The sequence below is a fragment of the Kribbella sp. CCNWLW201 genome (assembly GCF_037203805.1).
In the GTDB taxonomy this organism is placed as follows: domain Bacteria; phylum Actinomycetota; class Actinomycetes; order Propionibacteriales; family Kribbellaceae; genus Kribbella.
In genome coordinates, this window is the sequence record NZ_JBBCBQ010000005.1 from 32604 (window position 1) to 45499 (window position 12896).

General features: G+C 68.6%; 14 protein-coding genes. 7 read left to right on the plus strand and 7 right to left on the minus strand.

The window, feature by feature from the left end; all coding sequences use genetic code 11:
• Window positions 1–134: 134 nt before the first annotated feature.
• Complete coding sequence (locus V9K99_RS21910; protein WP_337010378.1) at window positions 135–893, minus strand: response regulator transcription factor; 759 nt, start codon at window positions 891–893, stop codon at window positions 135–137.
• Window positions 872–2236, minus strand: coding sequence for a sensor histidine kinase (locus V9K99_RS21915; protein WP_337010376.1), 1365 nt, complete (start codon window positions 2234–2236; stop codon window positions 872–874). The genes V9K99_RS21910 and V9K99_RS21915 overlap by 22 nt, the downstream gene beginning before the upstream one ends.
• Before the next feature lie 176 nt (window positions 2237–2412).
• On the opposite strand from V9K99_RS21915, the gene V9K99_RS21920 reads away from it, so the two are divergent.
• The 3 genes from V9K99_RS21920 to V9K99_RS21930 all read left to right on the plus strand — a co-directional run bounded on the left by V9K99_RS21920 (window position 2413) and on the right by V9K99_RS21930 (window position 3969).
• Window positions 2413–3105, plus strand: coding sequence for a M15 family metallopeptidase (locus V9K99_RS21920; RefSeq protein WP_337010374.1), 693 nt, complete (start codon window positions 2413–2415; stop codon window positions 3103–3105).
• 36 nt (window positions 3106–3141) lie between these two features.
• Window positions 3142–3510 carry a hypothetical protein gene (locus V9K99_RS21925; protein ID WP_337010372.1) on the plus strand — a complete coding sequence of 123 codons (369 nt, stop codon included), beginning with the start codon at window positions 3142–3144 and terminating at the stop codon, window positions 3508–3510.
• Window positions 3511–3582: 72 nt separating this feature from the next.
• Complete coding sequence (locus V9K99_RS21930) at window positions 3583–3969, plus strand: pilus assembly protein CpaE (RefSeq protein ID WP_337010370.1); 387 nt, start codon at window positions 3583–3585, stop codon at window positions 3967–3969.
• 25 nt (window positions 3970–3994) lie between these two features.
• Here V9K99_RS21930 and V9K99_RS21935 read toward each other — a convergent pair whose 3' ends face one another.
• Window positions 3995–4477: an adenosine-specific kinase gene (locus V9K99_RS21935; RefSeq protein WP_337010368.1), complete on the minus strand. Its 483-nt coding sequence runs from the start codon at window positions 4475–4477 to the stop codon at window positions 3995–3997.
• Between the two features lie 183 nt (window positions 4478–4660).
• Window positions 4661–5371 carry a YqeB family protein gene (locus tag V9K99_RS21940; RefSeq protein ID WP_337010366.1) on the minus strand — a complete coding sequence of 237 codons (711 nt, stop codon included), beginning with the start codon at window positions 5369–5371 and terminating at the stop codon, window positions 4661–4663.
• A 106-nt stretch (window positions 5372–5477) separates the two neighbouring features.
• Here V9K99_RS21940 and V9K99_RS21945 point away from each other — a divergent pair, with 106 nt between their 5' ends.
• Together V9K99_RS21945 and V9K99_RS21950 are read left to right on the plus strand one after the other, a co-directional pair.
• On the plus strand, window positions 5478–6845 hold the full coding sequence (locus V9K99_RS21945) for an aromatic amino acid lyase (protein ID WP_337010364.1): 1368 nt from the start codon (window positions 5478–5480) through the stop codon (window positions 6843–6845).
• 212 nt (window positions 6846–7057) lie between these two features.
• Complete coding sequence (locus V9K99_RS21950) at window positions 7058–7711, plus strand: hypothetical protein (protein ID WP_337010362.1); 654 nt, start codon at window positions 7058–7060, stop codon at window positions 7709–7711.
• A 58-nt stretch (window positions 7712–7769) separates the two neighbouring features.
• On the opposite strand, the gene V9K99_RS21955 is transcribed toward V9K99_RS21950, so the two are convergent.
• Complete coding sequence (locus V9K99_RS21955; protein WP_337010360.1) at window positions 7770–8345, minus strand: hypothetical protein; 576 nt, start codon at window positions 8343–8345, stop codon at window positions 7770–7772.
• Window positions 8346–8447: 102 nt separating this feature from the next.
• Here V9K99_RS21955 and V9K99_RS21960 point away from each other — a divergent pair, with 102 nt between their 5' ends.
• Window positions 8448–8924 (plus strand): J-domain-containing protein, encoded by a 477-nt coding sequence (locus V9K99_RS21960; protein WP_337010358.1) that lies wholly within the window; start codon window positions 8448–8450, stop codon window positions 8922–8924.
• On the opposite strand, the gene V9K99_RS21965 is transcribed toward V9K99_RS21960, so the two are convergent.
• Window positions 8917–11019 (minus strand): thiamine pyrophosphate-dependent enzyme, encoded by a 2103-nt coding sequence (locus V9K99_RS21965; protein ID WP_337010356.1) that lies wholly within the window; start codon window positions 11017–11019, stop codon window positions 8917–8919. The two genes, V9K99_RS21960 and V9K99_RS21965, sit on opposite strands and share 8 nt — an antisense overlap.
• Before the next feature lie 12 nt (window positions 11020–11031).
• Window positions 11032–11505 carry a MarR family winged helix-turn-helix transcriptional regulator gene (locus V9K99_RS21970; protein ID WP_337010354.1) on the minus strand — a complete coding sequence of 158 codons (474 nt, stop codon included), beginning with the start codon at window positions 11503–11505 and terminating at the stop codon, window positions 11032–11034.
• Window positions 11506–11600: 95 nt separating this feature from the next.
• On the opposite strand from V9K99_RS21970, the gene V9K99_RS21975 reads away from it, so the two are divergent.
• Window positions 11601–12893 carry an MFS transporter gene (locus V9K99_RS21975; RefSeq protein WP_337010352.1) on the plus strand — a complete coding sequence of 431 codons (1293 nt, stop codon included), beginning with the start codon at window positions 11601–11603 and terminating at the stop codon, window positions 12891–12893.
• Window positions 12894–12896 lie beyond the last annotated feature (3 nt).

Below are 12896 nucleotides of genomic sequence, written 5' to 3' on the forward strand. Positions count from 1 at the left end.
GTGCGTCTCGCGACGCATCCTGGAGGCATGACCGGAGATTTCCTACCCAACCGCCGCAAGGCATCCCTGAAAGCCCAGGTCCTGACGGTCCTCTTCCTCCTCGCCGCGGCGGCGCTGGGGATCTATCTGTATTCCTAGGACTCCCAGCGGACGTCGGCCTCGCCCGGTCGGACGACGCCCGCCTCGTAGGCGACCACGACGGCCTGGACCCGGCTGGACAGGCCGAGCTTCGACAGCACGCTGCTCACGTGGGTTTTCACCGTCGTCTCGCTGACGAACAGCTTGGTGGCCAGGTCCCGGTTCGACAGGCCGCGGGCCATCCAGACCAGGATCTCGCGCTCACGCTCACTCAACTGCCCGAGCAGCCCGACCCAGCGGCCGTCCGGCTGGACCGGCGCGGGTTGCGTCGTACCGCTGCCGACCTGACGCTCGAGCTCCATGCACCGCTCCAGCAGCACCCGCGTCGACGCCGGGTCGACCAGCGAGTCGCCTCGGTAGACCGCGCGGACCGCTGACACCAGCAGATCCGGATCCGTGTCCTTCAGCAGGAACCCGGACGCCCCGGCCCGGACCGCGCTCAGCACGTACGCCTCGTCGTCGAAGGTCGTCAGCACCAGTACGGCGGGACGCGAACGGCCGGCCGTCTTGTTCGCGGACGTGATCCGCTCGGTCGCGACCAGACCGTCCATCACCGGCATCCGGATGTCCATCAGGACGACGTCCGGGTCGAACTCGTCGACCATCCGGAGCGCCTCCTCGCCGTCGCCGGCCTGGGCGATCGTGGTCAGGTCCGGTTCATGGTCGAGGATCATCGCCAGGCCCATCCGGATCACGCCCTGGTCGTCCGCGACGAGTACCCGGATCTGGTCGTCTACCTCTGCGGCGGCAGCCATGCCTGCACTCTCCATCCACCCAGTGGGCCGGCCGCGACGGCCAGCGTGCCGCCGACCGCCGTCGCCCGTTCCCGCATCCCGATCAGCCCGTTCCCGCGACCGCTCTCGCTCCGCCGGGCGGTCTCCAGCACATTCACCGGCGGTGGTCCGCCGCTGCCGTTGTCGTCGATGGTCAGGAGCTCGCCCTGCGGTCCACTCTGCCAGGTGACCTGAGCCGCGGTCGCCTTCGCGTGCACCATCACGTTGGTCAGCGCCTCCTGAATGATCCGTACGGCGGTCAGATCGGTGGCCGAGGTCAGTTGCCGCTGCCGGGTGGGCAGATGCATCGTCACGTCGACGCCGACCGCCTTCAGTCGCTCACCCATCCGCGCGACGTCGGACAGATCGGGCACCGGCGCCGTCCCGCCACCCGAGCCTGCTGTGGTCGCGGCGTCCGCACCCGGCTCGGCGGTGTTCAGCACCCTGACCGTCTCACGCATCGCGGTCAGCGCTTCCTTGCCGCTGGCAATGATCCAGCGGATCGCCTCCCGCAGCGCCTCGGGTTTCTGGTCCGCGACCCGGTCCGCGGCCTGGGCCCGGATGACGACCGCGCTGACGTGGTGCGAGATGACATCGTGCAGGTCGCGGGCGATCCGGGTCCGCTCGGCGACCTTGGCCCGCTCGGCCTCGACAGCGCGCAGCCGGACCAGCTCCGCGTTGCGCTGCTCCAGCAGAGCCACGCTCTTGCGCCGCCGGCGGGCGTCCGCGCCGAGCAGCACCATGCCGCAGATCAGCGCCTCGGCGAACACGAACAGGGAGACGTCGATGTAGTTGTACAGACTCGGTACGTCGGTGGGCAGGTTCTTGTACCGGTCGCCGTACAGGATTGCCCGGTTCGCATGGCCCAGCACGATCGCGACCACGGTCGGCAGACCGATCATCAGCGCGGCCAGGCTGCCCATGGTGAAGAACAGGCAGGTGAACCGCCGTACGCCGCTCGATGCGGCCAGGTACCCGACCACGAGCAGCGGAACCAGGTGGATCTCGGACTGCAGCGCGGCATCGCTGATCTCGGGCTGGCCGAAGATCGTCAGGCCGATCTGGGCGGCCAGTCCGGTGCCGACCGCGGCGTACAGGAACGGGTAGAGCACCGAGACGACCACGAGCATCGCGCGCGGGAACCGCCGGCCGAAGGCAACCGTGATGACCAGGAAGACGCCGGTGACGACCGAGACGGTCGGATTCTGCGGGCGCAGGCCGCTGTCGTTGATCAGGCTCAGCGCCATGAACCAGCCCACGCCGATGAGCGCCGCGAGCAGCAGATCCTGCTGCGCCTGCGGCAACCGACGCCAGTAGGTCCACACGTTGCCCAGCGTAGTCAGGTGACGTTCGCCGAAGCTTCATCTGCCCGGATGGGCACGCTCTCCAACTTTTGGAGGAGGCTGAGCGTCCGATTTGATACTCAGGGCCTACTTCCGGGTCCCGATGACGGTCCCTGGGGCCGATGCGCCCGCCACCGTGATCCGAGAGGCTTACTCCCATGACCAACGAGCAGCCGCCGCGCCGGACCGGCCCGGTGCGGATGCGGTTGCTGTCCGTGACGGGTGCGGGGCTCGCGGTGCTGGCGGTCGGATCGCTGGTGCTCTGGCACGGGCAGATGGGGGAGTTGTTCGGCCTGGCCGCCGACAAGGAGCCGGTCATCATGAACGCCCCCGCGGTCTCGGGCCCGCCCACCACCCTCGCCACGAGCACACCGACCCCGACACCGACCAGAACGGCGCCGAAGCCCACCAAGACGCCGACGAAGAAGCCGACCAAACCTCCGACGAAACCGTCGTACGGCGAGTCGAGCATCAACGGGCTGTCGCCGAAGCTGAAGTCGCGGTTGACGAAGGCGATGGCCGCGGCGAAGCGGGATGGCGTCACGCTCCGGATCACTTCCGGTCGCCGTACCGCGGCCAAGCAGCAGCGACTGCTGAACGAGGCGATCCAGAAGTACGGCTCGTACAAGGCGGCGACGCGGTGGGTGCTGCCGCCCAAGTACTCCGCTCACGTGCAGGGCAAGGCCGTGGACATCGGTCCGGCGGCCGCCATGCAGTGGCTGAACCGGAACGGCTATCGCTACGGCATCTGCCGCAGGTACGACAACGAACCCTGGCACTTCGAGGCGCTGACCACCCCCGGCACCAAGTGCCCGCCGCGCGAACCGTACGCGCGCGCTGTGTCCGACTAGTCCGACTGACCCGACGAGACGAATCAGGAGCCGATCATGACCATGACCTACGCCCAGCCGATGCCGCGATACACCCGGGCGCGCCTCGCCGTCCCCGCTCTGTGGCGACAGGTGATCCGGGCTACCGGAAAGGGAGACGAAGCAGTCGTGACCGAACCCGACCGGTCGGCGCACACGCAGCTGGAGATCTACGACGGCGTACTGGCCGCGTTCGAGCGCCGTACCGAGGTCCAGGACGTGCTGGCGTCGTCGCCGGACCGCGAGACCGCCGTACGACGTCTTCGTGAGCTGCTCGGGGCGAGTCACCTGCAGGCAACCGCGCTCCTCGACCTCCCGTTGACCAGCGAGTCACGCGACCGGATCGCGCGCCGTGCGGCCGAACTCCGGGCTGCTCTGAACCGCTGAACCACCCTCCTGGCCGGCCCCGCGGCTCGCGGCTGAGGTGCGGGGCTTGAGTGGCATGGGGAGGATGGAGACGTGATCACGATCGAGCAGGCCGGGCGACTGCGCAAGGCCGGGGTGCTGTGGGCCCCCGCGGCGGGGGATCGTTTCGTCGTACCGGACCGGGACATGGACGACGACGTGTTCGTGGTGAGCGACATGACCGTCGAGGTGCACGACTACCAGGGCAGCAAGGTGATCGGCTTCAACGGCACCACCGAGTGGGCCCTGGACAGCATCGAGCAGCGCGAGGTGATCTGGCTCCCGCGCGAGGAACAGCTCCGCGCCCTCCTCGGCGATCACTTCCGCACCCTCGAGGCAGTGCCCGGCGGCTACCGGGTCGAGCTCACCGACAGCTCCCACACCGCCCCCGACGCGGAACAGGCCTACGCCCAGGCCGTCATCCACCTCCTCGGCGCCTGATCACGTCGCCAGCGGTCTCCGTTGGCTACAACTTGTAACCAATCGTCCGGAGCAGTTGCTTGCGATCGGCCTGGTCTGACTCGGTCTCGACGCCGAGTGGCGGCTGACCGTCGACCACGCCGATGATGCCGCGGCCAAGCTCGGTCTCGGCCAGCAGGACCTCGACCGGGTTGGCGCTGGCGCAGAAGATCCCGCAGACCTCCGGCACCTGCCGCACGGCCTGCAGGACGTTGACCGGATAGCCCTCGCGCAGGAACACGATGAAAGCGTGACCGGCGCCGATCGCCTGGGCGTTCTCGACCGCGAGCTGGACAAGGTCCGGGTCGTTGCCAGAGTGGCGGACGAGCCGCGGCCCGGAGGACTCGCAGAAGGCCAACCCGAACCGCAGGTGCGGGCTGACCCCAACCAGAGCCTCATGCAGATCTTCGACGGTCTTGATGAAGTGCGCCTGCCCGACGATCACGTTGAGGTCGTCGGGTTTGGTGACCCGAACGGCTGTCAGTTCCACACAGCCATGCTGCCTCGCAGTACTGCCCCGCGCCCAGACCCGATCACCGCGGATTCGTGAGTTGCATCGTGCCGAAGGACAGGATGTATACCTCTACCTACCCGGCCTCGGCACGCTCAGTTGACCACGACCTCGAGCTGCTGAGCCGACTACCTCCTGTTCCTCGGCGCCATCCCAGCCCTGTCAGCCCAGTGTCGTGGCCCGCCAGTACTGCCTCTTCTCCTTGTCCTTCACCGTGTAGCCGAGCTTCGTCACCTCGTCGCGAAGCTCCCGGAGATCGGCCTTCCCCTTGTCACCCTGGTCGAAGGCCTTCGACCGCACCTTCAGCACCGCGTTGACGGTCGGCGGCAGGTCCGGCTCGTCCTCCACCCACCGGCGGAACCGGGCGGCATGTGGATCACCGCCATCGGACCACGGATAGCCGTGCGCCCGGAACGCCGCCGGGATCTGCTTGGCCTCGGACTTCAGCTGATCGTGCTTCTCCCGGGCGAGCTCCCGCGACGTCGAGTCCTGCAGCACGATCTCCTTGCCGTCCAGGAACGCGACCGCCACCTTCTCCCGCGGCACCGTGACCGTCTTCTGGTTCTTCAGGAACTCCACCGACTGCCCGGTGACCGTCACCTTGAGCGTGTCCTCGAGCGCGATCGCGGCGAGCAGGACACCCGCGAGCAGGCCGATGACGATGCAGATCACGCTCACCCACCACTCGTCCCAGCCCGCGATCAGCTCCAGCGGTCCCTGGAACGGCACCCAGCCCAGCGTGGTGGCCCAGTCGGCGATCCGCGGCAGGAAGAACCCGAGCACCAGCCCGACCAGCGGGAACCCACCGAACAGGACGACCTTGTCCGTGGTCGAGTGCCCGATCACCGTCCGCGCCGGCGTCTGTGTCGTCATGGCCCGAACGTAGCGTGGCGGCGAAGAACTTTAGTATCGAATCACGACGACCGAAGAACCTCGCCCCTCGCTTTGCTCGGGGGTGGGGACATGGTGAAGGAGCCGGGTGACGGACACTGACCTGCTGATCAGCCGGCCGTCGGATCTCGACCCCGCCAGTCCCCAGCCGATCACCATCGCTCAACCCCTCCTCGACTACCTGGCCGCGGTCCGCGCCGACGTGCTCGCAGCGCTGATCTCCGCGGCACCCGTGTACGGCGTCAACACCGGAATGGGTGCCCTGAGCAAGGTCCGGTTGACCGAGGACGAGCAGAAGAAGCACCAACGGAACCTGCTGCTCGGTCGAGCGGTCGGCGGGCCACCGTGGTTGCCGGATGATGAAGCCCGGGCCGTGCTGATCGGCCGGCTGCGCACATTCCTGACCGGCGACGCGGGGGTCTCCGTCGAGCTGATCCAGCAGTTGGTCGCCGTCATCAACAGCGGTCGGATGCCCAAGATCCCGGCGAGCGGTGCCGGCTCGGCCGGCGAGATCATCCCGCTGGCGCATGCGTTCGGTCCGCTCGAGTTCGAGCTCGGCCCGAAGGAGGGCATCGCGCTCCTCGCGGGTATTCCAGGTGCGACCGGGCGGGCAGCGCTGCACGCCGCGCGAGCGCGCCGCCTGGCAGACCGTCTGAGCGAGATCGCCGCCGGCGCGATCGCGGTGATCGGCGCGAACAGAGCGCCGTACCACCCGCTGACCGCCCGAGGCGACGACGAGCTGGCGGCCGAGCTCACCCGGCTCCGCGACCTCGCCGGTCCCGACCCCGAACCTCGGTCACTGCAGGCTCCTGTCTCGTTTCGCGTTGCAGGGCAGGTGATCTCGCATGTCCGACGTACCCTCACGCAGTTGGATGCGGCGGTCGAGCGAGCCTTCACCGGTGTCACCGACTCACCGGCCTACCTGGACGGCGAGTTCGTCGGGACCGCGGGGTTCCACGGGATCGACCTCGCCGCGCACTGCGATCACCTGACCGCAGCCCTCGCGCACGCGGCCGAGGTCTCCACAGCCCGCCTCCACCGCCTGCTCGATCCCGCCGTCACCGGCCTGCCTGCCCAGCTTGCCCACGAACCAGGCCCACAAGCAGGCCTGGTGGCTGTCCACAAACGAGCAGTCGCGACCAGCCATGCGCTTCGTCGTCTGACGTTGCCCTCGGCAATCAGTACGGCGGAGACGTCCAACGGTCAGGAGGACGTCCAGAGCTTCTCCTGGGAGGCGGTCGGCGGACTTGCCGAGGCCATCCGGTTGACCCGCGAGGTCGCCGCCTGCGAACTCCTCGCCGTCCACCAAGCCTTCGCCTTGTCCAAGCGACCGATCCCGCCTGGGTTGCACGATCTGATGGGCACCGTGGCGAACGTCGTACCGCCGATCGAAGCCGATCGCCCGTTCGGCGAGGACCTGACCAGATTGCTGGACTCGGTCCTCGAAGCCACCTGACCAGTCAATCAATCCGGCATGGGTTGATCGGAAAATCCAGTGCGACACGCGGATGGGTGAAAGTCGCAAGTAGCTTGCGGTGGGTCTGTGTCGTTGGCCTGGATGCGGGCGTGTGGATCTGAACGAAGACCTGACCCTGGCGGGGGTGTCTGGGGCTCAGCTGGATCCACTAGCCTGAGTCAGATTTCGGTCGGCGGAGATGGAGGAGTTCGTTGAAGCGGTTCGTGGTCCCGCCGACCTGGCCGTCGCCGCCCCGCCGTCACTGGGTCCCGCCGAAGACCTGGCGTCCCGATCCGTCCTGGCCACCGCCGCCGGAGGGCTGGCGGTTCTGGGTCGATGGCAAGGGCAACGCCGTTCGCGGTCCGGTCGGCCGGTACGGCGGCCCGTCCCGCAAGTCCATGTACGTCGGCATCGGCGGCATGGTGCTCCTGCTCGGGGTCAACTTCTGGGCCCTGTCCGCGATCGGTCTGTTCGGCGGCGACTCCGGTTCGCAGGCCGTCCACGTCGTCGACGACAGTTCGCCGACCCCCTCGGAGACTCCGACCGTCGTACCGCCGAGGGTCACGACCGCCGCGCCGCCGCCGGTGCAGAAGACGACGGTGACACCGACACCGAAACCGTCGCCCAAGCCGACGAAGACGCGCACCACCGAGACGGAGTCGGAGGATCGGTCCGAGCCAACGCCGACCAAGACGTCGACGGCTCCGAAGACCGTCCGGCCGCCGCGACCCAGCACGACTACGCCACCGACCCGCGAGGAACTGCTCCGGCAGTACTGCATCCAGCAGGGCTGGGATCCCGAGTGGTGCGACCCGGACAACTGGCCACAGGACCCGGCCGAGGATCCCCGCAACGAAGAGCCCTGAGCCTTACGTCCGAAGAAACGTGGCCTATAGGCCACACTTCTTCGGACGGAAGGAAAGGCTACGGGTGCGGCGGTAGCTTGCGGTTGGGGTAGAGGTCGGGGATCGGGATGGGCATCCGCCAGAGGTGCATGTGCGGGTGGATGAGTCCGTGGCGTAGGGCGACGTACCGGAGCAGGCGGAGCGGGCCGGCGATCAGGATGAAGGCCAGCGGGAGCTCGACCAGGAAGGCGCTGAGCAGGGCCTGGGTGAGATCGCCACCGCGTTGACTGGTCATGACGTCGAACCAGGCGTCGCAGATCAGCAGCACCCCGGACGCGAACGCGGTCGGGAACACCAGTTGCTTGCGTTTCCAGCCCGCGATCGCGGTCAGCGTCAGCATGGTGAGCAGCAGGATGTCGAAGCCCACCCAGGTGGCGACCCAGTTCCTCGCGACGTAGTGCTTGGGCAGGGTGACGGCCAGGTAGACGGTCCACGGGATCAGCGCGGCCACGCAGACCAGCATCAGTGCGGTCCGCCACTTGCGGATCCGCTCGATCGTCCGGAGGGACAGCATTCCACCCGGGTCGGGCGCCAGCCGCAGGATCAGGTCCCGCCGCTCGGCCGGTGTCAGCGCCGCGATCTCCTCGTCCGTCACCGTTCCAGTATCCGAGGACGCGCCAGGATGCCTTGTGATTGCATTCACAAGCCGGTAAAGTGAGTGCCGGAGCAACTGTCGATGAGGACAGATGAGGTGCCTATGACCGAGCGAAAGCCACCGGGGATGAAGACCCAGGACTGGGTCGAGGCCCAGATCAAGCGGGCCCAGAATGCCGGTGAGTTCGACGATCTGGCCGGTGCGGGGAAGCCGCTGGAGCTGGCGGACTCGCATGATCCGGACTGGTGGGTGAAGGACTTCATCCGCCGCGAGAAGATCGACACCGAGGCGCTGCTGCCGGCCGCGGTCCAGTTGCGCAAGGAGAAGCAGCAGGTCCACGAGCGAGTGGCCAGGATGCGGCGCGAGTCCGAGGTGCGCGACTACCTCGCCGACCTGAACAAGCGGATCCTGGTCAGCATCCGCGACACCACCGGCCCGGTCGTCCCGGTCGGCACGGTCGACGAGGAGGAGATCCTCGAGCACTGGCGCACGAGCCGTCCCGAGCGGGCCCGTGCGGAGCAGGCGAGCGCGCCGGAGCCGCCGCGGAAGAAGTCCTTCTGGCAGAAGCTGTTCAGCTGAGCAGCTCGCGGGCAGCCGTCTCGATCTCCCGCTCGTTGACCAGGACGTGGTGGGCGGCGGCGCCGAGCGGGACGTAGGAGTCGTGGCTGGCGACGCGCGCCATCCGGCCGGTGTACCCGTAGTCGATCAACGTGGCCAGCACGCCTTCGGAGACGCCGCCGGACCGGCGCGTCTCGTCGACGACCAGCACCCGGCCGGTTGTGGTTGCCTCACGCAACAAATCCTCGACCGGCAGCGGTGCGAGCCAGCGCAGGTCGAGGACCCGGATGCCGGGGACCTTGGCCGCCACCCGGAGACTCATCGGGACCCCGTTGCCGAAGGTGACGATGGTCAGCCCGGTCCCCTCGCCGTACGTCCGGCCGCGTCCGATCGGCCCCGGTTCATCCGGGTACGACGCCAGCCACGCGTCGTCACCGTCGTCGTACAGATCCCGCCGGTGGTATAGCGCGATCGGCTCCAGGAAGACAGAGACCGCGCCGGTCGAGCGTGCGGCGGCCGCGCAGGTGTGCAGCATCGCGGCCGCGTCGTCGGGCCGGGACGGTGACGCGATCACGAGGCCGGGGATGTCGCGCAGTACGCCGATCGCGTCGTCGTTGTGGAAGTGGCCGCCGAACCCCTTCTGGTAGCCGTAACCGGCGATCCGCAGCACCATCGGATTCGAGTACTGCTCCTGCGAGAAGAACTTCAGTGACGCCGCCTCGCCGCGCAACTGGTCCTCGGCGTTGTGGAGGTACGCGAGGTACTGGATCTCCGGGATCGGCAGCAGTCCCGAGACCCCGGCGCCCAAGGCCAGTCCGAGGATCGACTGCTCGTCCAGCAACGTGTCGAACACCCGCGCCGGCCCGAACGCCTTCTGCAGTCCGCGGGTCACGCCGTACACGCCACCCTTGCGGCCGACGTCCTCGCCGAACACCATCGCCTCCGGGTACGACGCGAGTACGTCGGCCAGCGCACGGTTGATCGACTGGCTCAGGGTCAGCCGGTCTGTCGTCGTACTGCGCTCGGGCAGCGACTCCGCGACCTTGGCCGGATCGGGGAAACGCAGTGGCGCGGCGACGGCCTCCGCGGAGGACAGCTGCGGCAGGCCTGCGACCTCGGTCGCGATCCGCATCACCTCGGATCGCTTGTCCTCGTACAGTTCGATCACTTCGTCGGCTGTGTAACCGGCTCCGAGCAGCAATCGCGCCGTACCGAGCAGCGGGTCGAGCTCCTCGTCGGCGGCGAGTTCGGCAGGGGAACGATAGGCCGTCTCGACGTCCGATCCGGCGTGACCGAGCAGCCGGACGGTCCGGAGCCGGAGGAACGCGGGCCGCCGGTTCCGCCGTACGAACGTCGCTGCTTCCGTGGCCATCGACAGTGTCGCGGCGGCATCGGTGCCGTCGGCATCGAAGTACCGCAGGCCGGGACGCTGCCCGTACGCCTGCCGGATCCAGCCCTCCGGCGTCCGCACGCTGATCCCGATCCCGTTGTCCTCGCAGACCAGCAGCAACGGCATCGGCAGTCCCTGGTACGACGCGTGCAGGGCGGCGTTGATCGCGCCGGTCGCGGTCGAGTGGTTCGCCGAGGCGTCGCCGAAGCTGGTCACCACGATCGCGTCGTGCGGCCACGGCGACGGTACGCCGAGTTTCGCCGACCGCGAGATCGAGAACGCGACCCCCATCGCGCGCGGCAGGTGGGACGCGATCGTCGACGTCTGCGGGATGATCGCCAGGTCGTGCCGGCCGAAGACCTTGTGCCGGCCGCCCGCGATCGGCTCGGTGGTGGCCGCCGCGACCCCGAGCAGGATGTCGCGCAGTCCTTCCTTCGAACCGCACTGCTCGGCGCGGGCGAGGTAGAAGGCGCCGGAGCGGTAGTGCAACAGGGCGGGGTCGGTGGGTTGCAGGGCCGCGGCAACGGCGGCGTTGCCCTCGTGGCCGGCCGAGCCGATCGTGTAGAACCCCTGGCCCTGTGACTGCATCCAGCGAGCGGCCAGGTCGGCATGGCGACTGCCGAGCTGAGCGTCGTACAGAGTTCGCAGCAGGTCGGCCGGGTAGTCGCAGGGCGTCGGCTTGAGTGCGCGGACGCGACCGGGGAACTGCTCGTCGACGCTGGTCACGAGCTGGTGTCCTTACAGCCCGCAGTCGAACCCGTCGTCGTTCGGGTTCGCGTCGGCCAGGACGTCCAGGATTCTGCTCGCGCGGCGAAGGTCCTCATCTGATACATGATCGGCGAAGAACGTCGACACCACAGCCTCGACCACAGGTTGAGCAGCCGCGAGCGCCTCCCGTCCGGCCGGAGTGAGCTCGGCCCAGGTGGCCCGGCGGTCCTCCGGGGTGTTCCGGCGGACCACCCAGCCGTCCTTGTCCTCGAGCTTGCCGACCAACCGGGTGCAGCCGCTGCGGGAGATCATCAGCTGCTCCGCGAGCGGTGCCATCCGCAGCCGGCCGCCGGCCTGGTCGAGCGCGCGCAGCACCTCGTGCTCGAAGTACCCCATCTTCAGCCGCGAGCGCAGTGTGTTGTCGAGATGCGCGAACAGCAGCGTGTCCGCGCGGTACATCGCTCGCCAGGCACCGAGCTGTTCGGAGCTCATCGTCGTCGACATGGTCAGAGTGTACGGCGTTGGATGCGCATCACAACAGTTGACACGTGAACTGTTTGTCTGTGTATGCTCGCTGCAACGGTCTAGGGGAGGAACTCGTGAGCTGGAAGGCAGTCCAACCGCTGCGGCATCGGGACTACCGGCTGCTGTGGACCGGCTTGGCTGTCGCTCTGCTCGGCAGCGGGCTCTGGCTGGTCGCGCTGGCCTGGCAGGTGATCGAGCTCGGTGGCGGGCCGGTCCAGTTGTCCGTGGTGACGACGGCGTACAGCATCGGGCTGGTCGTCTGCGTGCTGTTCGGTGGGATCGCGGCCGACCGGTTGTCGCAGCGCAGTGTGATCATCACGGCGGACGTCGTACGGGGTCTGGTGCTGTTGGTGGTCTCCGGGCTGGCGCTGTCCGAGCTGCTGGAGGTCTGGCACCTGGCCGGCGCCGCGGTGCTGATCGGAGCCGGTGAGGCCTTCCTCATTCCGGCGTACACGGCTCTCGTCCCCAAGCTGTTGCCGCCCGAGCAGTTGCTGGCCGCGAACGGGCTGGAGGGCACGCTGCGGCCGCTGGCCCAGCAGGCGACCGGGCCGGCGCTGGGCGGTCTGGCGATCGCGGCGCTGTCGCCCGGGATCGCGATCCTGGTGACGGCGCTGACCTACTTCTTCTCGGCCGGGTGCGTGCTCGCGATGCGGGTGCCGTCCACCGGTTTCGAGCCGGTCGAGCCCGGTGAGGTCGACGACGTGGAGCAGAAGCCTGAAGCGCGGACGATCTTCGGCGATCTGCGCGAAGGCTGGAGCTACGTACGACGGACCCGTTGGCTGCTCGCGTCGCTGCTGTTCGGCACGGTGTTCGTGCTGCTGATCCTGGGACCGCTCGAGGTGCTGCTGCCGTTCGCGGTCAAGGATCAGCTCGGCGGTGGACCGGGTGACTTCGGGCTGGTGCTGGCGGCGTTCGGGATCGGCGGGGCGGCCGGTGCGTTGCTGATCTCGTCGCGGAGTCTGCCCCGGCGGTATCTGACCGTGCTGACGCTGCTGTGGGGTCTCGGGTCGCTGCCGATCGTGGTGCTCGGGTTCGCGCGTGAGCTGTGGATCATGATGGCCGGTGCGGCCGTGGTCGGCCTGACCAGCTCGGCGGCGATGGTGATCTGGGGGACGCTGTTGCAGCGGCGGATCCCTGATCACCTGCGCGGGCGGATCGCCAGCCTGGACTTCTTCGTCTCGCTGCTGCTGATGCCGGTGTCGATGGCGCTGGCCGGCCCCGCGGGCGCCGTACTGGGGCTGACGACGGTGTTCATCATCGCCGGCGTCGGGCCCGCGGTGGTGTCCCTCCTGGTCGTGTACTTCGGCCGGTTCCCGGCGGACGAGATCGCTCACCCGCTCGACCAGCAGGAGCCGGTTGCTGCCTGAACC

What these genes read in the sequence shown, in the direction of transcription:
- V9K99_RS21910 (WP_337010378.1), bottom strand. Translation starts at nt 893, where the DNA reads ATGGCTGCCGCCGCAGAGGTAGACGACCAGATCCGGGTACTCGTCGCG.
- V9K99_RS21920 (WP_337010374.1), top strand. Translation starts at nt 2,413, where the DNA reads ATGACCAACGAGCAGCCGCCGCGCCGGACCGGCCCGGTGCGGATGCGG.
- V9K99_RS21925 (WP_337010372.1), top strand. Translation starts at nt 3,142, where the DNA reads ATGACCATGACCTACGCCCAGCCGATGCCGCGATACACCCGGGCGCGC.
- V9K99_RS21940 (WP_337010366.1), bottom strand. Translation starts at nt 5,371, where the DNA reads ATGACGACACAGACGCCGGCGCGGACGGTGATCGGGCACTCGACCACG.
- V9K99_RS21960 (WP_337010358.1), top strand. Translation starts at nt 8,448, where the DNA reads ATGACCGAGCGAAAGCCACCGGGGATGAAGACCCAGGACTGGGTCGAG.
- V9K99_RS21970 (WP_337010354.1), bottom strand. Translation starts at nt 11,505, where the DNA reads ATGTCGACGACGATGAGCTCCGAACAGCTCGGTGCCTGGCGAGCGATG.